This is a genomic window from Enterobacter sp. MG-EB028 (assembly GCF_056673305.1).
In genome coordinates, this window is sequence record NZ_CP195079.1 from 3514143 (window position 1) to 3536815 (window position 22673).

The 22673-nt window shown below is 59.2% G+C and carries 19 protein-coding genes; 8 read left to right on the forward strand and 11 right to left on the reverse strand.

Going from position 1 to position 22673, the window contains the following annotated elements:
* Nucleotides 1–54: 54 nt before the first annotated feature.
* On the reverse strand, nucleotides 55–681 hold the full coding sequence (gene upp / locus ACR42C_RS16620; RefSeq protein ID WP_008501641.1) for a uracil phosphoribosyltransferase: 627 nt from the start codon (nucleotides 679–681) through the stop codon (nucleotides 55–57).
* Nucleotides 682–897: 216 nt separating this feature from the next.
* The gene (locus ACR42C_RS16625; protein WP_479984350.1) at nucleotides 898–2328 is read right to left on the reverse strand and encodes a 6-phospho-beta-glucosidase; all 1431 of its coding nucleotides are present in this window, start codon (nucleotides 2326–2328) and stop codon (nucleotides 898–900) included.
* A 266-nt stretch (nucleotides 2329–2594) separates the two neighbouring features.
* Between ACR42C_RS16625 and purM the strand changes: the two genes are divergently transcribed.
* The 4 genes from purM to ppx all read left to right on the forward strand — a co-directional run bounded on the left by purM (nucleotide 2595) and on the right by ppx (nucleotide 8080).
* Nucleotides 2595–3632, forward strand: a complete 1038-nt coding sequence (purM, locus tag ACR42C_RS16630) for a phosphoribosylformylglycinamidine cyclo-ligase (protein WP_008501643.1) — start codon at nucleotides 2595–2597, stop codon at nucleotides 3630–3632.
* Entirely contained in the window at nucleotides 3629–4270 is a 642-nt protein-coding gene (purN, locus tag ACR42C_RS16635) for a phosphoribosylglycinamide formyltransferase (RefSeq protein WP_116343191.1), read from the forward strand. Before purM ends, purN begins: the two co-directional genes overlap by 4 nt.
* 207 nt (nucleotides 4271–4477) lie before the next feature.
* Entirely contained in the window at nucleotides 4478–6538 is a 2061-nt protein-coding gene (gene ppk1 / locus ACR42C_RS16640; protein WP_163330562.1) for a polyphosphate kinase 1, read from the forward strand.
* A gap of 3 nt (nucleotides 6539–6541) precedes the next feature.
* On the forward strand, nucleotides 6542–8080 hold the full coding sequence (gene ppx, locus ACR42C_RS16645; protein ID WP_320720004.1) for an exopolyphosphatase: 1539 nt from the start codon (nucleotides 6542–6544) through the stop codon (nucleotides 8078–8080).
* A gap of 4 nt (nucleotides 8081–8084) precedes the next feature.
* Here ppx and ACR42C_RS16650 read toward each other — a convergent pair whose 3' ends face one another.
* The gene (locus ACR42C_RS16650; protein WP_320720003.1) at nucleotides 8085–10325 is read right to left on the reverse strand and encodes an EAL domain-containing protein; all 2241 of its coding nucleotides are present in this window, start codon (nucleotides 10323–10325) and stop codon (nucleotides 8085–8087) included.
* Nucleotides 10326–10696: 371 nt separating this feature from the next.
* On the opposite strand from ACR42C_RS16650, the gene ACR42C_RS16655 reads away from it, so the two are divergent.
* Nucleotides 10697–10867, forward strand: a complete 171-nt coding sequence (locus ACR42C_RS16655; RefSeq protein ID WP_162874990.1) for a YfgG family protein — start codon at nucleotides 10697–10699, stop codon at nucleotides 10865–10867.
* On the opposite strand, the gene ACR42C_RS16660 is transcribed toward ACR42C_RS16655, so the two are convergent.
* Nucleotides 10864–11754 (reverse strand): LysR family transcriptional regulator, encoded by an 891-nt coding sequence (locus ACR42C_RS16660; protein ID WP_479984351.1) that lies wholly within the window; start codon nucleotides 11752–11754, stop codon nucleotides 10864–10866. The genes ACR42C_RS16655 and ACR42C_RS16660 overlap by 4 nt on opposite strands.
* A gap of 97 nt (nucleotides 11755–11851) precedes the next feature.
* Here ACR42C_RS16660 and ACR42C_RS16665 point away from each other — a divergent pair, with 97 nt between their 5' ends.
* Nucleotides 11852–13024, forward strand: coding sequence for an MFS transporter (locus ACR42C_RS16665; RefSeq protein ID WP_320720001.1), 1173 nt, complete (start codon nucleotides 11852–11854; stop codon nucleotides 13022–13024).
* Here the strand turns inward: ACR42C_RS16665 and ACR42C_RS16670 are convergent.
* Nucleotides 13021–13746 carry an SDR family oxidoreductase gene (locus ACR42C_RS16670; protein WP_316380681.1) on the reverse strand — a complete coding sequence of 242 codons (726 nt, stop codon included), beginning with the start codon at nucleotides 13744–13746 and terminating at the stop codon, nucleotides 13021–13023. The two genes, ACR42C_RS16665 and ACR42C_RS16670, sit on opposite strands and share 4 nt — an antisense overlap.
* Before the next feature lie 211 nt (nucleotides 13747–13957).
* Between ACR42C_RS16670 and ACR42C_RS16675 the strand changes: the two genes are divergently transcribed.
* Both ACR42C_RS16675 and ACR42C_RS16680 read left to right on the forward strand, forming a co-directional pair.
* On the forward strand, nucleotides 13958–14419 hold the full coding sequence (locus tag ACR42C_RS16675) for a DUF6130 family protein (RefSeq protein WP_320720000.1): 462 nt from the start codon (nucleotides 13958–13960) through the stop codon (nucleotides 14417–14419).
* Between the two features lie 11 nt (nucleotides 14420–14430).
* Nucleotides 14431–15174, forward strand: coding sequence for an alpha/beta fold hydrolase (locus ACR42C_RS16680; protein WP_320719999.1), 744 nt, complete (start codon nucleotides 14431–14433; stop codon nucleotides 15172–15174).
* Between the two features lie 89 nt (nucleotides 15175–15263).
* Here ACR42C_RS16680 and iolB read toward each other — a convergent pair whose 3' ends face one another.
* From iolB to ACR42C_RS16710, 6 genes are read right to left on the reverse strand one after another with little or no spacing between them, the layout of a single operon-like run.
* Complete coding sequence (gene iolB / locus ACR42C_RS16685; RefSeq protein WP_320719997.1) at nucleotides 15264–16088, reverse strand: 5-deoxy-glucuronate isomerase; 825 nt, start codon at nucleotides 16086–16088, stop codon at nucleotides 15264–15266.
* A gap of 9 nt (nucleotides 16089–16097) precedes the next feature.
* Nucleotides 16098–16988, reverse strand: coding sequence for a myo-inosose-2 dehydratase (iolE, locus tag ACR42C_RS16690; protein WP_320719995.1), 891 nt, complete (start codon nucleotides 16986–16988; stop codon nucleotides 16098–16100).
* Nucleotides 16989–16999: 11 nt separating this feature from the next.
* Nucleotides 17000–18904: a bifunctional 5-dehydro-2-deoxygluconokinase/5-dehydro-2-deoxyphosphogluconate aldolase gene (locus ACR42C_RS16695; RefSeq protein ID WP_320719994.1), complete on the reverse strand. Its 1905-nt coding sequence runs from the start codon at nucleotides 18902–18904 to the stop codon at nucleotides 17000–17002.
* A 12-nt stretch (nucleotides 18905–18916) separates the two neighbouring features.
* The gene (locus ACR42C_RS16700; protein WP_320719993.1) at nucleotides 18917–20050 is read right to left on the reverse strand and encodes a Gfo/Idh/MocA family protein; all 1134 of its coding nucleotides are present in this window, start codon (nucleotides 20048–20050) and stop codon (nucleotides 18917–18919) included.
* Between the two features lie 8 nt (nucleotides 20051–20058).
* Entirely contained in the window at nucleotides 20059–21087 is a 1029-nt protein-coding gene (locus tag ACR42C_RS16705) for an ABC transporter permease (protein ID WP_013098254.1), read from the reverse strand.
* 11 nt (nucleotides 21088–21098) lie between these two features.
* Nucleotides 21099–22646, reverse strand: coding sequence for a sugar ABC transporter ATP-binding protein (locus tag ACR42C_RS16710; protein WP_166711966.1), 1548 nt, complete (start codon nucleotides 22644–22646; stop codon nucleotides 21099–21101).
* Nucleotides 22647–22673: the final 27 nt, after the last annotated feature.

Below are 22673 nucleotides of genomic sequence, written 5' to 3' on the forward strand. Positions count from 1 at the left end.
GTTTTATTCAAAAAAAAGCCGACTATCAAAGTCGGCTTATTTATCGTTATTCGATTATTTCGTACCAAAGATCTTATCGCCGGCATCGCCGAGCCCCGGGATGATGTACCCGTGCTCGTTCAGCCCCTGGTCGATAGAGGCGGTATACAGCTCAACGTCCGGGTGCGCTTTTTCCAGCGCCGCGATCCCTTCCGGTGCAGCCACCAGAACCAGCACCTTAATGCTGCTGCAGCCCGCTTTTTTCAGCAGGTCGATGGTGGCGATCATTGAACCGCCGGTCGCCAGCATTGGGTCAACCACCAGCGCCATACGCTCGTCGATGTTAGAGACCAGCTTCTGGAAATAAGGTACCGGCTCCAGCGTCTCTTCGTTACGGTAGATACCGACCACGCTGATGCGCGCGCTTGGGACGTGCTCCAGTACGCCTTCCATCATACCAAGACCGGCACGCAGGATAGGCACGACGGTAATTTTCTTACCTTTGATCTGCTCAACCTGCACCGGGCCGTTCCAGCCTTCGATGGTCACTTTTTCTGTTTCCAGATCAGAGGTCGCTTCGTAGGTCAGCAGGCTGCCCACTTCAGAAGCCAGTTCGCGAAAACGCTTCGTGCTGATGTCATGCTCACGCATCAGGCCCAACTTGTGTTTAACGAGTGGGTGTTTCACTTCCACAATCTTCATTCTCTTTCTCCTCTGAGGTGGCATCCGCAAAAAAATCGCGGGATTATACCGCTTTTTTCGGATTGCGCCATACCCATGTTGCTTGACAGGGATCAAGCAAAGACAAAAAACCGGAGACAGGTCTCCGGCTTAAGTGCGAGGTTCTGCCCGGTGGCGCTACGCTTACGCGGGCCTACGTGTATTGTAGGTCGGGTAAGCGTTAGCGCCACCCGACAATTACAGGTTATCGCCGTTGCTCGCGATCACCTGCTTATACCAGTCGAACGATTTCTTCTTACTGCGGTTCAGCGTGCCGTTACCTTCATTATCTTTATCCACAAAGATAAAGCCGTAGCGTTTTTTCATTTCGCCCGTACCGGCAGACACCAGGTCAATACAGCCCCACGGGGTGTAGCCCATCAGATCCACGCCGTCCTCTACCACCGCTTTTTTCATCTCGCGGATGTGGGCGGCCAGGTAATCAATGCGGTACTGGTCGTTCACCGTGCCGTCGCTCTCCTGCACGTCGATTGCACCAAAGCCGTTCTCAACGATAAACAGCGGGAGCTGGTAGTGATCCCAGAACCAGTTCAGGGAGTAGCGCAATCCCACCGGGTCAATCTGCCAGCCCCAGTCGGATTTCTGCACGTAAGGGTTGGAGACCAGGCTCTTGCTCTCGTCGTAGTCCAACTGCGGGTTATCCGCCGTTGCCTTGGTGGCGAAGGACATATAGTAGCTGAAGCCAATGTAATCAACGCAGCCCTGCGTCAGCGCCGCTTTGTCCTCTTGGGTGATATCCAGCGCGAAGCCGCGACGTTCAAAGTAGTTGAGCAGATGCTGAGGATACTTGCCGCGCACGTGCACGTCGGTGAACCAGTAGCGGCGGTGCATGGCGTTCATCGCCATCATCATGTCGTCCGGCGCGCAGGTCAGCGGATAGATGGGACACATGGCAATCATGCAGCCGATCTGCAGCGACGGGTTAATCTCGCGCCCCGCCTTCACCGCCAGGGCGCTGGCCACCAGCTCGTAGTGCGCGGCCTGGAACATCACCGGCTCGCGGTCTTCACCCGGCGCATATTTCAGCCCGGAGTTGGTGAACGGCGCAAAGTCTTCGTGGAAGTTGGCCTGGTTGTTGATCTCGTTAAAGGTCATCCAGTACTTCACTTTATGCTGGTAGCGCTCGAAAACGACCTTCGCAAAGCGGACAAAGAAGTCAATCAGCTTACGGTTGCGCCAGCCGCCGTATTCTGTGACCAGGTGGAAAGGCATCTCAAAGTGGGAAAGCGTAATAACCGGTTCAATGCCGTACTTCAGGCATTCGTCGAACAGATCGTCATAGAATTTCAGGCCCTCCTCGTTCGGCTCAAGCTCGTCGCCTTTCGGGAAGATGCGCGTCCAGGCGATGGAGGTACGGAAGCATTTGAACCCCATCTCGGCAAAGAGTTTGATGTCTTCTTTATAGCGGTGGTAGAAATCGATGGCCTCATGGTTAGGGTAGTTTTTCCCCTCCAGAACGCCGTTGGTGATTTCACGCGGCACGCCGTGCGCGCCCGCGGTCATCACGTCGGCCACGCTTACGCCCTTGCCGCCCTCTTTCCAGCCGCCCTCAAGCTGGTGTGCCGCCACGGCCCCACCCCACAGAAAATCTGCTTTAAATCCTGACATTCGCTTTCCCTCATTCTGCGTTATTTTCTGCAAAAACAATTACAGAAACCGGTTTCATTTCGATGATGTGCAAAGGGGATATCCGTTGCAAGCAGTTCTCCGAAACCGGTTTCATTTTCGTGAACGGAGTCAAGTTTGGCTGCATTTACAGGCTATGCAGAAAAAAAGATCCTCACGTCCAGAATAGGCTCGCAAACGTTTGCCTGGACTGTTAGAATTGCGCCGATTTTTCTTACTAGCTATGCAATCGCGTGGGGATTTAAGCCGTGACCAACAAAACTTCTCTCAGCTACAAAGATGCCGGTGTTGATATTGACGCAGGTAATGCGCTGGTTGACCGAATCAAAGGTGTGGTGAAGAAAACCCGCCGCCCGGAAGTGATGGGTGGTCTGGGTGGATTCGGCGCACTGTGCGCGCTGCCGCAAAAATATCGTGAACCTGTTCTGGTCTCGGGTACTGACGGTGTAGGCACCAAGCTGCGCCTGGCGATGGATTTAAAACGTCACGACACGATCGGTATCGATCTGGTCGCGATGTGTGTGAACGACCTGGTGGTTCAGGGCGCAGAGCCGCTGTTCTTCCTCGATTACTACGCGACCGGCAAACTGGATGTGGATACCGCAGCCAGCGTCATTAACGGTATCGCCGAAGGCTGTCTGCAGTCCGGCTGTGCGCTGGTAGGCGGTGAAACCGCTGAAATGCCGGGCATGTACCACGGCGAAGATTATGACGTCGCGGGCTTCTGCGTCGGCGTAGTAGAAAAATCAGAAATTATCGACGGCAGCAAAGTGGCCGATGGCGATGTGCTGATCGCGCTGGCCTCCAGCGGCCCGCACTCTAACGGTTACTCTCTGGTACGTAAAATCCTCGAAGTGAGCGGCTGCGACCCGCTGACCACCGAGCTGGACGGCAAACCGCTGGCTGACCACCTGCTGGCCCCAACCCGCATCTACGTGAAGAACGTGCTCGAGCTTATCGAGAACGTTGACGTGCACGCTATCGCTCACCTGACCGGCGGCGGCTTCTGGGAAAACATCCCGCGCGTCCTGCCGGACAACACCCAGGCGGTGATCGACGAATCCTCATGGCAGTGGCCGGCCGTCTTTAACTGGCTGCAGACCGCAGGCAACGTGAGCTCTCACGAAATGTACCGCACCTTTAACTGCGGTGTGGGCATGGTTATCGCCCTGCCGGCAAGCGAAGCGGATAAAGCGGTTAAGCTGCTGACAGAGAAAGGTGAAAACGCGTGGAAAATCGGTACGATTAAAGCCTCCGATTCCGAACAGCGTGTGGTCATTGAATGAAAAACATCGTGGTGCTCATTTCCGGCAACGGAAGCAATTTGCAGGCAATCATAGACGCCTGCAAACAGAAGAAAATCAATGGCACCATTCGGGCAGTTTTCAGCAACAAGGCCGACGCGTTCGGCCTTGAGCGCGCGCGGGAAGCGAACATTCCTGCGCACGCGCTGGAAGCCAGCCAGTTCGCCGGGCGTGAAGCCTTTGACCGCGAGCTGGTGCATGAGATTGATGCCTACGCGCCAGACGTGGTCGTGCTGGCGGGCTATATGCGTATTCTGAGCCCGGCCTTCGTCGAACACTTCGCCGGTCGTCTGCTGAATATTCACCCTTCCCTGCTGCCAAAATATCCCGGCCTGCACACCCATCGTCAGGTGCTGGAAAACGGCGACGAGGAGCACGGCACTTCTGTCCATTTCGTCACCGACGAGCTGGACGGCGGCCCGGTTATCCTGCAGGCGAAAGTCCCGGTCTTTGACGGCGACAGCGAAGAAGACGTGACCGAGCGCGTGCAGGCCCAGGAACATGCCATTTACCCGCTGGTGGTGAGCTGGTTTGTCGACGGGCGTCTGGAGATGCGCGACGGCGCGGCATGGCTGGACGGCGTGAAGTTACCCCCGCAGGGCTATGCGGCGGAAGAGTAGTCTGTTATGTCGGGTGGCGCTGCTGCGCTTACCCGACCTGTACATTGCATTACCCGATATTCCCTCCCCCAACCCGCTAAAATCCCCAACAAAAAAAATAACTGTCATACTTTTCTGGCACTGTTGGACATATCGTGGAAATGCTCGCCATAATAAGGACGAGACGGATTTACCACGTCCTGTGATTGAACTGGAGTGTGAGCTGTAATGGGTCAGGAAAAGTTATATATCGAGAAAGAGCTAAGCTGGTTAGCATTTAACGAACGTGTACTCCAGGAAGCGGCAGACAAAAGTAACCCGCTGATCGAACGCATGCGTTTTTTAGGCATTTATTCCAACAACCTGGATGAGTTCTACAAGGTTCGCTTTGCCGAGCTGAAAAGACGGATCATCATCAGCGAAGAACAGGGCTTAAACTCGCACTCGCGGCATCTGCTGGGCAAAATCCAGTCCCGCGTGTTGAAAGCCGATCAGGAATTTGACGGCCTGTATAACGAACTGCTGCTGGAGATGGCGCGCAATCAAATCTTCCTGATTAACGAACGTCAGCTTTCCGTTAACCAACAAAGCTGGCTGCGTCACTACTTTAAACACTACCTGCGCCAGCACATTACCCCGATTCTCATCAACCGCGAAACCGACCTGGTACAGTTCCTCAAGGATGACTACACCTACCTGGCGGTGGAAATTATTCGCGGTGAATCCATCCGTTACGCCCTGCTGGAGATCCCGTCCGATAAGGTTCCGCGCTTTGTGAACCTGCCGCCGGAGACCCCGCGCAGACGCAAGCCGATGATCCTGCTGGATAACATCCTGCGCTACTGTCTGGACGACATCTTCAAAGGCTTCTTCGATTACGATGCCTTAAACGCCTACTCGATGAAGATGACCCGTGACGCCGAATATGACCTGGTGCACGAGATGGAAGCCAGCCTGATGGAGCTAATGTCCTCCAGCCTGAAACAGCGCCTGACGGCCGAGCCGGTGCGCTTTGTCTATCAGCGCGATATGCCGGACGCCATGGTGGAGATGCTGCGCGAGAAACTGACCATTTCGCGCTATGACTCCATCGTGCCGGGTGGCCGTTACCACAACTTTAAAGACTTTATTGGCTTCCCGAACGTCGGCAAAGCCAATCTGGTGAACAAGCCGCTGCCGCGACTGCGCCATCTGTGGTTCGATAAGTTCCGCAACGGGTTCGACGCCATTCGCGAGCGCGACGTGCTGCTCTACTATCCGTATCACACGTTTGAGCACGTGCTGGAGCTGCTGCGTCAGGCCTCCTTCGACCCGAGCGTGCTGGCGATCAAAATCAACATCTACCGCGTGGCAAAAGATTCCCGCATCATCGACGCGATGATCCACGCGGCGCACAACGGCAAAAAAGTGACCGTGGTGGTTGAGCTGCAGGCGCGCTTCGACGAAGAGGCAAACATTCACTGGGCGCGCCGTCTGACGGAAGCGGGCGTGCACGTGATCTTCTCCGCGCCGGGGCTGAAAATTCACGCCAAGCTGTTCCTGATTTCGCGCAAAGAGGGCGACGACGTGGTGCGTTATGCCCACATCGGCACCGGGAACTTTAACGAAAAAACCGCACGGATTTATACCGACTACTCGCTCTTAACCGCAGATGCCCGCATCACTAACGAGGTGCGCCGGGTCTTTAACTTTATCGAAAACCCGTACCGCCCGGTAAGCTTCGATTATCTGCTGGTCTCCCCGCAGAACTCGCGCCGCCTGCTGTACGATATGATCGATAAAGAGATCGCTAATGCCCAGAAAGGCTTGTCGTCCGGCATCACGCTGAAGCTTAACAACCTGGTCGACAAAGGACTGGTGGACAGGCTGTATGCAGCGTCCAGCTCCGGTGTGCCGGTTAACCTGCTGATCCGCGGCATGTGCTCGCTTATCCCCGAACTGGAAGGCATTAGCGACAATATTCGCGTTATCAGCATCGTTGACCGCTACCTGGAGCACGATCGGGTCTATATTTTCGATAATGCGGGCGATAAACAGGTCTATCTCTCTTCGGCAGACTGGATGACGCGCAATATTGACTATCGAATTGAAGTCGCAACCCCGCTGCTGGATCCGCGTCTGAAACAGCGTATCCTCGACATTATCGAGATCCTGTTCAGCGATACGGTAAAAGCGCGCTATATCGACAAAGAACTCAGTAACCGCTACGTACCGCGCGGCAATCGCCGTAAAGTGCGGTCACAGCTGGCGATTTACGACTATATCAAATCACTCGAGCAACCCGATTAACCTATGCCGATAAATGATAAGACCCCACGCCCGCAGGAATTCGCCGCGGTCGATCTTGGCTCTAACAGTTTTCACATGGTCATCGCCCGTGAGGTGGATGGCGCGCTGCAGATCATCGGTCGTCTGAAGCAGCGCGTACACCTGGCGGATGGGCTTGATGAGCGCAGCATGCTCAGCGAAGAGGCGATGGAGCGCGGCCTGAACTGCCTGTCGCTGTTTGCTGAACGCCTGCAGGGCTTCTCGCCCTCCAGCGTGTGCATCGTGGGCACCCACACTCTGCGCCAGGCGCTGAACGCGCCGGAGTTCCTCAAGCGGGCCGAAAAAGTGATCCCCTACCCGATTGAGATCATCTCCGGTAATGAGGAAGCGCGTCTGATTTTCATGGGCGTTGAACACACCCAGCCGGAAAAAGGCCGCAAGCTGGTGATCGACATCGGCGGTGGCTCAACGGAGCTAGTGATCGGCGAAGATTTTGAGCCTCGCCTGGTGGAGAGCCGTCGTATGGGCTGCGTCAGCTTCGCGCAGATGTACTTCCCGGGCGGCACCATCTCCCGCGAGAACTTCCAGCGGGCGAAAATGGCTGCGATCCAGAAGCTGGAAAACCTGGCCTGGCAGTACCGCATTCAGGGCTGGAACGTGGCGCTGGGCGCGTCGGGCACCATCAAGGCGGCGCATGAGGTGCTGCTTGCGATGGGTGAAAAAGACGGCTTTATCACGCCTGAACGCCTGACCCTGCTGACTGAAGAGGTGCTGAAGCATAAAAGTTTTGACGCCTTAAGCCTGCCGGGGCTTTCCGACGAGCGTAAGGCAGTCTTCGTGCCGGGTCTGGCTATTCTCTGCGGCGTATTCGACGCGCTGGCGATTAAAGAGCTGCGCCTCTCCGACGGCGCGCTGCGTGAGGGGGTGCTGTATGAGATGGAAGGCCGCTTCCGTCATCAGGATATTCGCAGCCGCACCGCCCAGAGCCTGGCCAACCAGTACAACATCGACCGCGAGCAGGCGAAGCGCGTGCTGGAAACCACGGTGCAGATGTACGAACAGTGGCAGGAGCAGAACCCCAAGCTCGCGCACCCGCAGCTTGCCGCCCTGCTGAAATGGGCCGCGATGCTGCACGAAGTGGGGCTGAACATCAACCACAGCGGGATGCACCGCCACTCGGCCTATATTCTGCAAAACAGCGATCTGCCCGGCTTCAACCAGGAGCAGCAAAGCATGATGGCAACCCTGGTGCGCTATCACCGCAAAGCCATCAAGCTCGACGATCTGCCGCGCTTCACGCTGTTTAAGAAAAAGCAGTTCCTGCCGTTAATTCAGCTTCTGCGTCTGGGCGTGCTGCTGAATAATCAGCGGCAGGCGACCACCACGCCGCCGACGCTGAAGCTGAAAACCGACGATCACCACTGGACGCTGAGCTTCCCGCACGACTGGTTTAGCCAGAACGCGCTGGTCCTGCTGGACCTGGAAAAAGAGCAGCAGTACTGGGAAGCTGTCACCGGCTGGATGCTCAAAATCGAGGAAGAGAGCGCCGACGTCGCCGCGTAACGGCTCAGGCGTCCGCGGTGGACGCCTCAGCTTCCAGTAGTGACTCAAGCGGTGCCGGTCTGCCAATCAGATAGCCCTGCACATAATCGATACCTAGCGCGTGAACCGCGCTACGTATCTCTTCGGTCTCGACATATTCCGCCACCACCAGCATCTTCTTCATGCGCGCCAGATGGCAGATAGACGCCACAATCTGGTAATCCAGACTGTTGTTGACGATATTACGGATGAAGTCGCCGTCTATTTTGAGAATGTCCGCATCCACGCTTTTCAGCCGCGCGTAGCTCGCATACCCGGTACCGAAATCATCAATCGCAATGCGCACCCCCATGTTCTGCAGTTGCCGGAGAATGTGGAGCCCCTGCTCCGCGTTGCAGAAGGTGCTGCACTCCGTGACTTCAAAGATCAGCTGCCACGGCTCAATGGCATATTTCACCAGCAGGCGGCTCACCTCAAGCGGGAACTGCACCCGACACACCGTTGAAGGGGCCAGATTAATGGCAAAGCGCTGGCCGGGCAGCCGTTCGCGATGCGCGGCAAGGAAGCGCAGCGTATGCTCCAGCACCCACAAATCCACCCGCGAAGAGAGGCCAAACTCCTGGGCTATCGGCAGAAATTGTTCAGGGGAGATCAACAGTCCGTTTGCGTCTGTCATCCGCAGCAGGACCTCGTGATAGCTATCGCCACGCAGGCCGCGCACGGGCTGAACGAGCAGCGTGAATGCGTTGCTATCCAGCGCACGCTGCAGGCGACTCATCACCGCGACTTTATCCTTCAGGCTGCGCTGCATATGCACGGCTCCGCGCTGCTGAAGATTTTCCGGGTGGTTAGAGGAGAGCGACAGATCGGCAACCACGCCCAGCTCACCCAGCACCAGATAGAGGTGGTTAACCGGCGAACGCACATAGCAGTAGCTCACGCCCACCTGCGGCTGCAGCGGCATGCCGTCCCAGACAAAGCGAAACTGCTTGATGTGCTCGTCCAGGGTTTCAATCCGCTGCTGGTGCGATTCGGCGTTAAGGCGAACCGCCATGTCACAGCCCGTCAGGTGATAGACCTGCTCATTGGGCTGGAGCGTGCCATTAATCCATTGCGCCAGCTGCTGTTTGTACTGAATACGCAGTAACACGCCATAGTTACGGCCCAGGATTTCCAGCTCCGGAACGCGGAGTAAACAGAGCGCCGACCAGGGGTTTTTCGCCAGAGCGCGCGAGAGCGCGCGCAGGTTAGGCATATGCAGGACCGGGTCGAGCAGCGCCAGCCTGCGGGCGCGTTTGTTCACCGCTCGCTGCCGGGTCGCCAGCATCGACATGTAAATCACCACAAACGAGAAGACCAGATAGCTGGAAGAGGTGATCGCCAGCTGAATGTCGTACCCCTGGTTCACAGGGATATAGCGGTAAAAATAGTGAATAGAGACCAGCAGGATCGGGATCCAGATAATCGAAATCAGCTTATAGCCAAAACGCATCGCGCCCCAGAGCATCACCGGCATCAGCAGCGACAGGGTGTAGTTAGTGGTGAAAATCGAACTGTTTTCATTCATCGGGAGCAGCAGCAGCGAAAGCAGCCCGCCAAGCGCAATGGCCCAAATCAGAAACTCAGCGAACGTCACCTTTTTGTCTATCTGGGTACGGATCTGCGAGACGAGGCTTTTGAGATAGCGCGGATGACGAATCAGGCGGATCAGCAGATAACTTAACGGCACGCCCGTCAGGCCGCTGACCAGCAAGGCCTGATAGTTGATCAGCGTGCGAATATTGAGGGGGTTAAGCCCCGCCAGGCTCTGGCGGCTCTCATATACGCCCAGATACACCGCAAACTGGAACAGCACCAGAAACAGCGTCGCGGGACAGAAGGCCTGCCAGAAGATGCGCTGCGCCATCAACCGTACGTCGCCGTACGCCGTCATATTGCGTCTGGGCGCAAACACCCGGTAGCCGCCCCAGCTCAGCACTAAAGGGACGATAAAATGGAGCACGCCTGCAACGGTTTCAAACATCCCGACCGACGGGTAATAGCGGATAAACAGCGACAACACGATCCCGGGAAGAGCTCCAGGACCAAAAAACATCATCAGCGAAAGCAAAAACGAGAGCGGTAAATAATAAAGTGCCACTATCCCGTCGCCCAGCTGCGTGAACGTATTCGCCACGCTCAGTACGGGAAGTAAAACCACCGGTAAAATAAGCGGCAATGCCCACCAGCGGTGTTTATTGTTTTTCAGGAAAGCGAAAATGTTCATAGATGCCCGGTTAAACCCCTTTTTCTCCAGAGGGAAAATAAAGACAGGCATCCAACCTGACCTGGCGCCGCCCGGCTACGTGCGGGGCGAACGGTATGGAGGAGGGATTTTAAATATCAGGGCCGGGAATCCGTTGACATAAATCAAACTATTTTACGCAAATAAGCCTTGCATAGCGTTTTTTTGAAATAATTTTCTTCATATTATCAATATGGTAAATGCAATTATTAATTTCAATAACAATAATTAATGTATACGTTGACGGTTATTTACACATGACGGAATTGACCCTCTCTTTCCGCTGTGCCTTAATATCCCCGTCGCCCAAAAGGGCATGCCCAGGAAAAAAGAGAGTGAGTCAGGCCACGCGTATGCGCAAACGACACCGTTTTAACACCCGAATGACCCGCATCATACTGCTCATCAGCTTTCTGTTTTTCTTTGGCCGCTTCGTTTACTCTTCCATCGGCGCCTGGTATCACCATCAGGACAAAACCCAGTCACAGCAGTCCAGCCTGAACGTCGACGCCGCTGACCGCTAGCCCGCCGCAGTGTCTTGCACCAGCCGAATAATCCCGGCAATCCCTTTGCTGAGGATCTTATCCTGCCGCATCACGATGGCCAGCTGCCGCTGCAGCATGGGCGTGAGCGACATGACGCAGAGCCCTTCACGGTCAGCGTCATGCTCAACCGCCATTCGCGGAACGATACTGTAGCCCAGCCCCACGCGAACCATACGCTTAATCGCCTCAATGCTGCCAAGCTGCACCACCGGCGCGATCGCTAACCCATTGGCCGCAAACCAGCCATCAATCAGCGCCCGCGTACTGCTGCCTGACTCAAAGACAATCAGCGGCTGAGCATGGAGCGCCTGTGGGGTTAATTCCCGGAAAGCATCCTGCTGCTCCTGCGCCGCGATAAAAACAAACTCCTCGTCCATCACCGGCATAACGTCCAGCGCTCTGCCGCTCACCGGCAGCGTCACCAGCCCCATATCAAGACGGTTCTCTTCGATGGTCCTGACGATATCGAGGGTGTTGCCCGTTGTTACGCCCACCCGCAGGAGCGGATAGTCGCGGCGCAGCTGCTCCAGCAGGGGTGGCAGAAGATGGATGCAGGCCGTCGCCCCCGTGCCAAGGGTAATGGTCCCGCTGACATCGTGGCTGAACGCGCTCACGGACAGGAGGGTTTCGTCCACGACCTGCTGAATGCGCTCCCCGTGCGCCAGCAATGCCTCTCCGGCCGCCGTGGCCTTAATGCCCCGCCCGGTACGTTCCACCAGCCGCGTTTGCAGAAACTGCTCCAGCTGGCGTATTTGCATGCTGACCGCGGGCTGGGAAATGCCCAGCAGATCCGCCGCCGCCGAAAAGCTGCCGCGCTGGATCGCCAGGCGGAACGTCGCGAGATAGCCGAGGTTAAGCGTCGTCATTCAAAGTTTCTCTTATACAGCGCATAAGGTTGCAGGCCTGCCAGCACAATACCGCGCTCGCTATGCTCAGGACAACTGCATAACGGAATGAAAAACAATGGAAACACCTGCCCTGCCTCGTCGCCTTGCCCTCACTGCCGGATGTCATCAACTCCTCAACTGGGGGATCTCATTTTATATGCCCGGCACCTTTGCGCGGGCGATTTCAGCCGACCGGGGTTGGTCAGCACCGCAGATTTACCTCGGCCTGACGCTGGCGATGCTGGTGATGGCGGCGGTCTCCCCTTACGTCGCCCGTCTGCTGGCGCGCTTTGGCGGACAGAGGGTGGTGATGGGCGGAACGCTGCTGATTGCTGCAAGCTGCGCCGGTATGGCGTATACCCGGACGCTGTCTGGCTGGTACTGCGCCTGGCTACTGTGCGGCCTCGGGATGCGCCTGTCGCTGTATGACGCACTGTTCGCCGCGCTGGTTAACCTTTACGGCCAGCAGGCACGCGGGACCATCTCACGTATTACGCTGATGGGCGGGCTGGCGTCCGCCGTCTTCTGGCCGCTGGGAGAGGCTTTACTCAATGTGATGGCATGGCAGGACGCGCTGAAGATCTACGCCCTGTCCGGATTACTGAGCGCCCTGCTTCTTCGCCACTTCCCGCGTCAGCGCTTTGTGGTGAAGCCAAAAGCGAGCGCGCCGGTCTCGCCCCAAGACAGGCGTAACAGCTGGCTGTATGCGACCTTTATTGCGCTCATTACCTTTGTCTCAAGCGGGACCTCTACCCACCTCCCCGAGTTTATCGCCAGTTTCGGCCTGCCGGTCGCGGTCGGCATGCTGTGGGGGATCGGCCAGACGGGCGCACGCTTTATGGAGGTGCTGGCGGGAGCACGCTTAACCCCTTTAAAACTTACGCTTTTTACTGCCATTGCCATGCCGCTTTGTTTTCTCATCGGGCTGAGCAGCACCCTGTTTGTCTGGTGTGCCGCCGGATTTGTGCTGGGCTATGGCGCAATTAACGGGCTGGTAACCATTATCAAAGCGACCCTGCCGCTGGAGCTGTTCAGCGCGGAACGTTACGCCAGCCGTACAGGAATGCTTCTCATCCCGGGGCAGCTGATGGCCGCAGCTTCTCCGTTTGCCTTTGCATGGCTGAATAAAACGCTGGGTATTACGGGCACATTGTGGTTTTCGATGAGCCTGACGTTAATTATCGCGGGCCTGGCCGTAAGTATGTTGAGATCGCAACAGCAACAGGGCCTCCCAGCCCTGAGCGACTAGAGCACAAAGCCACCGTCAATTGTCAGGCTCGCCCCCGTCATATATCCGGACTCCTCGCCAGCAAGCCATGCGGCAAGCGATGCGATCTCGTCCGGCTGCCCGATGCGCTGCAAAGGGATATGCGCCACGATCTGCTCCGCCATTCCGGCCGTCATATCCGTGGCGATGGGGCCGGGCTGGATATTGTTAATAGTGATCCGCTTAGGTGCCAGATCCAGCGCCAGGTTCTGCACCATCGCAGCCACCGCGGCTTTACTCATTGCGTAAACGCTGCTTCCCGCATGCCCGGTCCGCACTGCGGTGTTGCTGCCAATGGTGATCACTCTTCCGCCTTCCGCCATCCCTTTTACCGCCGCCTGAATGGAGAGGAAAACGCCGCGCACGTTCACCGACAGCGTGGCATCCAGATCTTCCAGCGAGTATTCCTCAAGCATCCCCAGCCGCAGTACGCCTGCGTTCACTACGGCGACATCCAGCCTGCCGTAATGTCTAACTGTGGTATCAACCGCAGCCTGTATAGCGGCAGCATCCGCGCTATCCGCGTTAATTGCCAGCGCCTGCCCGCCCGCATCAGCAATGGATGAGACAAGCGCATTAGCCCGATCCGGGCCTGATACCCACGTCACGGCAACGCGATACCCTTCCTTCGCCAGCCGCGCCGCAATAGCCGCGCCAATACCACGCGCCCCGCCGAAAACCAAAGCGACTTTTTGACTATTCATCATGTTTTCTCCGGTTAGTTTCCGCACCCGATGGATGCGCCTGGAGACACCATGCCAGCAAACGTCCTGCTGTGCCCGGGCAGAATGTATCGCACTGTATCTCTCCCACCAGGCTTACGCGTCGATACAAAAATCCCGCATAAGCAAACAGACGCGATACATAAAAATGGTCTGCTGTCTCTCGTGACATTACCCACGAGGAGATACCGAAATGATTCGCAAGCATCTGTTACTTCCTGTGCTCGCCCTGACGTCTTCCGTCTGCGCTGCCCCCCTGAGCGGCCTCAGCGCCGCCGACGTTAACGGCCCTGCCGCCGTTGCGCCGCTGGAACACCCGCAGCCGCCCGCCAGGCTGATCGTCGATCCCCCGCTCGCTGGCCCGCTGAGCAAAGGCGCGGTGTTTATTCAGTACCGGGCCGAAAACCTGCGCATCGAACCGGTGTTCGGCCCCGAGGCGCTCAAGGTAACCCCGCGTATCGGACACATTCACGTGGTGGTGGACGGCGCGCCGTGGCACTGGGCTGACGCCAGCGGCGAGCCGGTGATCCTGGTGGGACTGCCCGCCGGCAAGCACAAGGTAACGATTATCCTGGCCGACCCGACGCACAAGCCGCTCGATCACAAAACCATTGAATTCACCGTTCCGCCCCACGCGGCGGTCCACCATTTTTAAGGAGTCTGAAGATGAAAGCACTGTCTGTAGTGACGGCGGGCCTGCTGGCCTTTTCCGCCAGCGCCTTTGCACAAAGTAAAACCAGCGTTGTGCTGGTGCACGGCGCGTTTGCCGACGGCAGCAGCTGGAATAAGGTGATCGCCCTGCTGCAGAAGCAGCACGATGAGGTGATTGCCGTCCAGCTCCCGCTCACCTCGCTTAAGGATGACGTTGCGGCCACAAAGCGGGCCATCGCCCGTGCGCAGGGTGACGTGGTTCTGGTGGGCCACTCCTGGGGTGGCACCGTGATTAGCGAGGCGGGTAACGATGCGCGGGTAAAAACGCTGGTGTATGTGGCGGCATTCGCGCCGGATTCCGGCCAGTCGACGGCAGATCTGGCAGGAAGCTACCCTGCACCACCGGGCAGCGCGGGCATTGCCAAAACGGCTGACGGCTATTTATTCCTGCCGACAGGAGCCGTCAGGAAGGACTTCGCGCCGGATGTGAAGCCAGAAGAACAAAACGCTATCGCGGCCACGCAGGGGCCAATTAAGGCCGATGCGTTTGGTGAAAAGGTCACCCACGCGGCGTGGCATGATAAACCAAGCTGGTTTGTGGTCAGCAAGAATGACCGAATGATCAACCCGGAGCTTGAGCGCGCCATGGCGAAGACGATCCATGCGAAAACCGCCGAGGTGGCGGCGAGCCACGTGTCGATGGTAAGCCAACCGGAGGCCATCGCCCGGACGATTGAGCAGGCGAGGCGGATGCACTGAGGACAATTCGCCCGGCGGCGCTACGCTTGCACGGGCCTACGATTTCGTAGGTCGGGTAAGCGCAGCGCCGCCCGACAAAAAAGGCCGTCTCAACCCCCGCCATCCGCGGGATAATCATGATTAATCCACGCGTGGTCCTTTTCCCACGTAAACATCCATTTGCGCACCGGGCCGGCCATCACATTAAGGTAGTAACTGTCATACCCGGCCATCGTCGCCACCGGGTGATAGCCCTTCGGAACCATCACCACGTCGCGATTGTAGACCGCCATACACTCATCCAGCGTTCTGTCGTCGGTGTAGACCCGCTGCATGCAGAACCCCTGTTCCGGATTGAGGCGATGGTAGTAGGTCTCCTCCAGATATGTCTCCTGAGGCGGGTTATCCGTGTCGTGCTTGTGGCTCGGGTACGAGCTGGTGCAGCCCTCGTTAGTCCATACCTCCACCACCAGCAGGCTGTCAGCCGGTTTGTCTTCCGGCAGAATGTTGTGCACGTAGCGCTGGTTGTGGCCCTTGCCGCGCGCCTCGGCGTCGATGTCCTGCGGGGCTATCAGCCGCGTCGGATACGTGCCCTTGCCCGGCGCGGCGCAGACCGCCAGCTCAAGCTTCGTCAGCGCCTTCACCTGCACCGTTTCCTGCGGAGTGACGTACACCGCCCACGGTTTGATGCGCTCGAAGGGGCTCATCCGCTCGCCGATATCGTTAAACTGCGCGGAAGGAGTGGTGATAGAGGCGCGCCCGGCGACCAGCACCAGGCAGCGTTCTTCCCTGACGGCGGGCAGCGTCAGCGTCTGCCCCTCCAGCAGCTCATACGCCTCAAACCCGACGTAGCCCCACCCCGCGCTTTCCGGCGTCACGGACTGGGTTCGCCCCTCTGCGTTCGGCTGTTGCCAGCGTGATAACAGACGTGACATGTCCCCTCCTCAAATCAGTCCGGCGTCGCGCGCCAGGCGGCTCAGGTTGTTGTACCCCAGACGGGCGTAGGTCAGCGGATGGGCGATCGCCGGATCCTGCTCCGCCTCGACTACCAGCCAGCCGTGATAATCCTGCGCCTTCAGCAGCCGCATAATCGGCGGGTAATCGACGCAGCCGTCGCCCGGCACGGTAAACACGCCGCTCAGCACCGCATCGAGGAAGCTGGTTTTGCGGTTTTTGACGTCCGCCAGCACGTCGGCGCGCACGTCTTTGCAGTGAACGTGGTTGATGCGCGACGCCCAGCGCTGCGCTACCGCCAGCGGGTCGGCCCCGGCAAAGGTCAGGTGGCCGGTATCCAGCAGCAGTCCAACCTCGTCGCCGGTGTGGGCCATCAGGTTGTCCACGTCCTCGGCGGACTCAATCACCGTGCCCATATGGTGATGGTAGGCAATCTGCACCCCCTGCTGCTGGGTGTAGCGGGCAAATTCGGTGAGCTTCTCGCCGTACTCCTTCCAGCGCTCATGCGGGAAGCGCGGGCGCAGATGCACCGGCGTCTGCTGCTCGCCGTGAATGCAGCCGCTCACCTCCGCAAAGACCAGCACCTTTGCCCCCAGCTCACGCAGCAGCGTCAGGTGGGACTGCACGGCGGCAATCTCCTCCTCCACGCTGCGCTCCAGCAGGCGACCGGAGTACCAGCCGGAGACCAGTTGCAGGTCGTGGCGCTGCAAAATCGGGCCAAGCAGGCGCGCTTCGCGCGGGAATTTGTTGCCCAGCTCGAAGCCGGCGAAACCGGCCTCTTTCCCTTCGCTCAGACAGGTCTCCAGCGACGTCTCCGCGCCGAGGGAAGGCAGATCGTCGTTCGTCCACGTCAGCGGGTTAATGCCTAATTGCACACTCATTGTCGTCTCCATTATGCGTGTCCGCGCTCGCGCCACCAGGCGATAAGCTGCAGGTAATTGTCCCGGATGCGCGCCACCAGCTGCGCATCGTCAATATCGTGCTTCAGCCATGCGCGGGAGGCATCGCCAAACAGCGTGCGCCCCACGGCGAAGCCTTTTACCAGCGGCTGCCCCGCTGCGGCTTTGAAGCCGGCGCGCAGCTGTTCTGCCGGGGCGTCCAGGCCGAGGATCACCACCCCGCGGCAGTGCGGGTCCCGGCGGTCTATAATCTCGCCGAGCGCCGTCCAGCCGTCGGCGGAAAGCGGCGGCAGCTTCCACCAGTCCGGGTAGATGCCCAGGTTGTAGAAGCGGGAGATGGCGCGCAGGTAGAGCTCGTCGCTGCGCGGCATGGTCGCAGGCAGGATCACCTCCAGCAGCAGCTCGTGCCCGGACCGGCAGCAGGCGTGGTACACCTCGGCAATTTTCTGCTCCTGTTCCAGGCGCAGGCCGTGGGCATCTTCCGGATGGAAGAAGACCAGACACTTCACCACGTGCTCCTGCGGCCAGCTGATAAGCTGGGTGCCGATGTTGCCGTGCTCCATCTCCAGCGGCCGGGAGCCCGGCAGCTCGATGGGGCGACCAATCCACCATCCTTCCCCGGTGATCGCGTTCAGCGCGTCCTGACCAAAGGTGCCGTCGCACAGCAGACCGGCTTTGCCCTCCAGCCCGGCGCGGCTCGCCGCCTCGCGGCTGGCCTGCAGGATCAGCTGCTTCAGTGCCGGAATGCGCTTAAGCGACGCGCCGCACTGCATCGCCATATCCTCAAGCTGGCTGCGGTGATCGAACGCCATTACGCACAGCTCCGGCCATTCGCGGCGGCGGGTGGTCACCCGGTGGAGATGGTTAAGACGCGGGTCGAGATCCGGGCGCGGTACGTTCGCGGCGCGGGAAAGATAGTCATCCAGCTCGATTTTGCTCGGCATCGCCGGGGCACAGCCGTGGCGCGAGACCACCAGCGCGCCACAGGCGTTGGCATAGCGGCACGCCTGCTCCCAGCCCTCGTCGTTCAGGTAGCCGCGCAGCAGGCCGGACATAAACGCGTCCCCCGCGCCGAGGACGTTCAGCACCTCCACGCGCACGCCGGTGACCGTCAGGCCGTCGTCCAGCCGGGGCGGAATGGCGTCGGTATAGACCGAGCAGCCAAGCGCGCCGCGCTTGCAGACCAGCGTGGCTTGACTGACGGCGCGCACCTGCCCCAGCGCCTGCAGGGTATCCTTGCTGCCGCCTGCAATGTGAAACTCCTCTTCGGTGCCGACAATGACGTCGAAGAGGTGCAGCACCTCCTGCAGCTCGCGGGTGACCTTATCGGCGGCGATAAAGCGCGTTTCGCCGTCGCCTAAGGAGGTGAGCCCCCACAGCACCGGACGGTAGTCGATGTCCAGCACCGTGCGCACGCCGTGACGGCGGGCATAGCCCAGCGCCGTCAGCACCGCCTCGCGGGTCTGCGGATGAGAAAGGTGAGTCCCGGTGATGGCAAGACAACGTGCGGAGGCAATGTAGCTTTCGTCCACATCGCTGGCCGTAATGGCCATATCCGCGCAGTTATCGCGATAAAAAATTAAGGGAAAGGTGTCCCGGTCTTTAATGCCAAGTAGCACCAGCGCCGTGAGGCGTTGTTTATCGGTAATCAGATGGCTGGTATCGCAGCCCACCTGGCTGAGCTCTTCCCGCAGGAAGCGGCCCATATGTTCATCGCCAACGCGCGCCAGCATCGACGAGCGCAGGCCCTGGCGCGCGGTGCCGTACGCCACGTTGCCGGAGGATCCTCCGAGGTATTTGGCGAAGCTCGACACATCTTCCAGGCGGGCACCAATCTGCTGGCTGTAGAGGTCTACCGCCACGCGGCCCATGCATATCACATCAAACTGCTTTTCCACGTTGATACCTCATCAGACAATGTCGTTCACGTTCAGCCAGCGGCCTTCCCGGTGCGAGAGCGCAATCGCGTCCAGCACGCGCGACACCTTCCAGCCCTCTTCGAAGTCCGGCCACATCGGCGCGTCGGCGGCAATCCCGTCCACCAGGTCGCGCACCTCCACCGTTTTTTGATCGTTAAAGCCAATCCCGTGGCCCGCGCCCATGCAGAACGCGGCGTAGTCCGGGTGCGCCGGGCCGACGAGCAGCGTGCGGAACCCCTGACGGTTCACCGGATCGTCATGCAGATAGAGCTTCAGCTCGGCCATGCGCTCCTGGGTGAAGCTGATGGCGCCCTTCGTCCCGGTGATGACGTACGACAGCCCCATCTTGCGGCCGCAGGCAACGCGGGAGGTTTCAATCACGCCCTGCGCCCCGCCCGCAAAACGCACCATCGCGTGGGCCTGATCCTCGTTTTCAACGGCAATCATATCTGACGATCCGGCCTTTGCCGGGCGTTCAGGGACCACGATCTTCAGATCGCCGCAGACCTGCTCGATATCACCCACCAGGTACTGGGCCATATTGACGATATGCGCCGCGAGGTCGCCCAGTGCGCCCAGCCCGGCGGTCTCTTTAAAGCAGTGCCAGTGAATGGGAGCGCGCGGGTCGGCCATATAGTCTTCGTTGTGGGTGCCGTAGAAGTGGATCACTTCGCCAATCTCGCCGCGGGCAATAATCTCCTTCGCCAGCTGCGCCGTCGGGTTCTTCATGTAGTTGAACCCCACCAGCGTTTTCACACCGGCCCGCTTCGCGGCGTCGACCATCTCGCGCGCGTCGTGGGCGTTAAGCGCCAGCGGCTTCTCCGAGTAGACGTGCTTGCCGTGGCGGATCGCCTCCAGCGCCATCTCCTTATGCAGGTGGTTAGGTGAGCAAATATCCACCACGTCAATGGCCGGGTCGGCCACCAGCGCCCGCCAGTCGCCCGTGGAACGGTTGAAGCCAAACGCCCGCGCGCGCTCTGCCGCCAGCTCCGGCGTGACTTCCGCTACCATCTCGCGCACCAGCCTGCCGCGCAGGTTGAACACCGTCGGGGCCTGGGCATAGGCGATAGCGTGCGCCCTGCCGATATACCCGGTGCCAATTAATCCAATACGAACCTCTTTCATCGTGTTCCTCACAGTGCGCCGCGACGGCTTTTGGCATAGGTATCGAATGCCACCGCCAGAACGATAATTAATCCGGTGATAATCTGCTGGTAGTAGGCCGAGACGTTCATCAGCACCAGGCCGTTAATCAGAATGCCCATGATGATGGAGCCGATAATGGTGCCGCCGATGCGCCCGTAGCCGCCCATCAACGAGGTACCGCCAATCACCACCGAGGCGATGACGCGCAGCTCAAAGGAGATCCCGGCCACCGCCTCGGCGCTCCCCAGACGCGCGCTCAGGATGAAGCCCGCCAGCCCCGCCAGACAGCCGATCAGCACGTAGACGCTGACCAGCACGCGCTTGACGTTGACCCCCGCCAGACGCGCCGCCTCCGGGTTGCCGCCGATGGCGTAGACGAAGCGGCCCCAGCGGGTTTTGTGCAGCGCCAGATAGCCGCCGACGGCGACGATGGCAAAGATCCAGATCGGAATGGAGATGCCGAGTAGCTCCCCGCGCCCCCACCAGCGGTAGCCCTGATCGAAACCGGCGATCGGCGCGCCGTCGTTAATCACCAGCGTCAGGCCGCGCCAGATGGTCATCCCGCCGAGGGTGACGATGAACGGCGGCAGGCGCAGGCGGGTGACGCCCAGGCCGTGCAGGAAGCCAATCGCCGTGCCCATCGCCAGACATATCCCCAGCCCGATCAGCCAGCTCATGCCGCCCCATGCATTCGGGTCTACGGTGGTGAAGTTATCACCCTTGATCACGTACGCTGCGGTCATTGCGCACACCGCCAGAATGGAGCCCACGGAGAGGTCGATCCCGGCGGTCAGAATGACGAACGTCATCCCCACGGCCATGATCCCGTAGATGGAGACTTCGGTCAGGATGTTGAAAATATTGCGTTCAGAGAAAAAGTTGCTGTTCTGCGACTGGAAGAAGATCAGCAGCAGGATCATGAAAATCAGCACCCCGAAGCGCTCGAAGAAGGCGATGGGATCGATGCGTCCGGCGCGTTTGACCGGGGCCTGCGTTTTAGAAATCATCTGCGTCATGAGAAACTCCGTTATGCCGCGTTCAGGGCGTTGTGGTTGATGGCCATCATTGTCATCAGCCGTTCTTCGTTAGCGTCGTCACCGTGGATCTCGCCGGTCACCCGGCCTTCGCTGAGGGTGATGATCCGGTCAGACACCGCCATCACTTCAGGCAGATCGGAGGAGATCACGATCACCGCCACGCCCTTTTTCGCCATGTCAAACAGCACCTGGTGCACTTCCGATTTGGTCCCCACGTCGATGCCGCGCGTCGGCTCATCGACGATCAGCACCCGCGGGTTAAGCGCCATGCAGCGCGCGAGGATCACCTTTTGCTGGTTGCCGCCGGAGAGCTTGCGCACCTCCTGCGCGCTGTTGACCATTTTGATCTGCAGCGCCTGGCGGTAGGACTCAATCAGATCGTCCTCTTTGCGGGTGTTCACGAACCAGCGCCACTGCAGCAGCGAGGAGAGACAGGAGAGCGACAGGTTGTCGCGAATGGACAGCCCCAGCACCGCCCCCTCTTTTTTGCGATCTTCCGGCACCAGCGCCACGCCCTGATCGAGGGCATACAGCGGGTCGCGCGGCTGGTACGGCACGCCGTCCAGCTCAAAGCTCCCCGAGGTAAACGCGTCTGCGCCAAACAGGCAGCGGGCCACCTCGGTACGTCCCGCCCCCACCAGCCCGGCAATGCCTAAGACTTCCCCGGCGTGGACGTGGAAGCTGATGTCGTGCAGGGCGATACCGTGCGGATCCAGCGGCGGCTTTTCGCGGCTCAGCCCCTTCACCGCCAGGCGGACGGGTTTGTCTTCATGATGGGTTTCACTGGCGGGGCGGCGGTTAAAGGCCACGTCGCGCCCGACCATCAGTCGGATCAGCTGTTCGACGTTAGTCTCCGCCACCGCGCCGGTGCCGGTGAAACGGCCGTCCTGGAAAACGGTGAAGCGATCGCAGAGCTGGAAAACTTCGTGCAGGCGGTGGGTAACGTAAATAATGCTCACGCCGCGGTTTTTAAGCTCCCGCACCACGCGGTGCAGGCTTTCCACCTCGCTGTCGCTCAGCGCGGCGGAGGGCTCGTCCATGATGATCAAGCGGGCGTTGAGGGTCAGCGCCCTGGCGATCTCCACCATCTGCTGCTGGGCGACGCTCAGACGGGCGACAGGGGTAGTCGGCGCAACGTTCAGTTGCAGGTAATCGAGAATAACCTGCGCCTCCTGGTTGACCGCCTTTTCGTCGACGATCAGGTTACGCCTGCGCGGCTCGCGCCCGAGAAACATGTTTTCCGCGACGGTCATGTTGGGCAGCAGGTTGAATTCCTGATAGATGGTGATAATGCCCTTGTTCTGGCGTTCCACCGGGGAGTCGTCCACCGGCAGCGTTTCGCCGTTGAACCAGATATCCCCGCGGGTTTGCGGCTGCGCGCCCGCGAGCGCCTTCAGTAGCGTGGATTTTCCCGCCCCGTTTTCCCCCAGCAGGGCGTGGATCTCCCCCGCGCCGACGGTCAGTTGGGCGCTGCTCAGCGCCCAGACGCCGGAAAAGCTTTTTGCCAGGTCGGTCACTTTCAGTAAGGGTTGCGACATCGGTCTGCTCCTCCTCATGATGAGCCG

Bases quoted from the DNA above. Each gene is read 5' to 3' on its own strand.
- iolB (WP_320719997.1), bottom strand. From the start codon at position 16,088: ATGTCACGTCTGTTATCACGCTGGCAACAGCCGAACGCAGAGGGGCGA.
- ACR42C_RS16670 (WP_316380681.1), bottom strand. From the start codon at position 13,746: ATGAATAGTCAAAAAGTCGCTTTGGTTTTCGGCGGGGCGCGTGGTATT.
- ACR42C_RS16705 (WP_013098254.1), bottom strand. From the start codon at position 21,087: ATGACGCAGATGATTTCTAAAACGCAGGCCCCGGTCAAACGCGCCGGA.
- purN (WP_116343191.1), top strand. From the start codon at position 3,629: ATGAAAAACATCGTGGTGCTCATTTCCGGCAACGGAAGCAATTTGCAG.
- ACR42C_RS16660 (WP_479984351.1), bottom strand. From the start codon at position 11,754: ATGACGACGCTTAACCTCGGCTATCTCGCGACGTTCCGCCTGGCGATC.
- ACR42C_RS16680 (WP_320719999.1), top strand. From the start codon at position 14,431: ATGAAAGCACTGTCTGTAGTGACGGCGGGCCTGCTGGCCTTTTCCGCC.
- ACR42C_RS16650 (WP_320720003.1), bottom strand. From the start codon at position 10,325: ATGAACATTTTCGCTTTCCTGAAAAACAATAAACACCGCTGGTGGGCA.
- ppk1 (WP_163330562.1), top strand. From the start codon at position 4,478: ATGGGTCAGGAAAAGTTATATATCGAGAAAGAGCTAAGCTGGTTAGCA.
- upp (WP_008501641.1), bottom strand. From the start codon at position 681: ATGAAGATTGTGGAAGTGAAACACCCACTCGTTAAACACAAGTTGGGC.
- ppx (WP_320720004.1), top strand. From the start codon at position 6,542: ATGCCGATAAATGATAAGACCCCACGCCCGCAGGAATTCGCCGCGGTC.
- ACR42C_RS16625 (WP_479984350.1), bottom strand. From the start codon at position 2,328: ATGTCAGGATTTAAAGCAGATTTTCTGTGGGGTGGGGCCGTGGCGGCA.
- ACR42C_RS16700 (WP_320719993.1), bottom strand. From the start codon at position 20,050: ATGAAAGAGGTTCGTATTGGATTAATTGGCACCGGGTATATCGGCAGG.
- iolE (WP_320719995.1), bottom strand. From the start codon at position 16,988: ATGAGTGTGCAATTAGGCATTAACCCGCTGACGTGGACGAACGACGAT.
- ACR42C_RS16675 (WP_320720000.1), top strand. From the start codon at position 13,958: ATGATTCGCAAGCATCTGTTACTTCCTGTGCTCGCCCTGACGTCTTCC.
- ACR42C_RS16655 (WP_162874990.1), top strand. From the start codon at position 10,697: ATGCGCAAACGACACCGTTTTAACACCCGAATGACCCGCATCATACTG.
- ACR42C_RS16665 (WP_320720001.1), top strand. From the start codon at position 11,852: ATGGAAACACCTGCCCTGCCTCGTCGCCTTGCCCTCACTGCCGGATGT.
- ACR42C_RS16710 (WP_166711966.1), bottom strand. From the start codon at position 22,646: ATGTCGCAACCCTTACTGAAAGTGACCGACCTGGCAAAAAGCTTTTCC.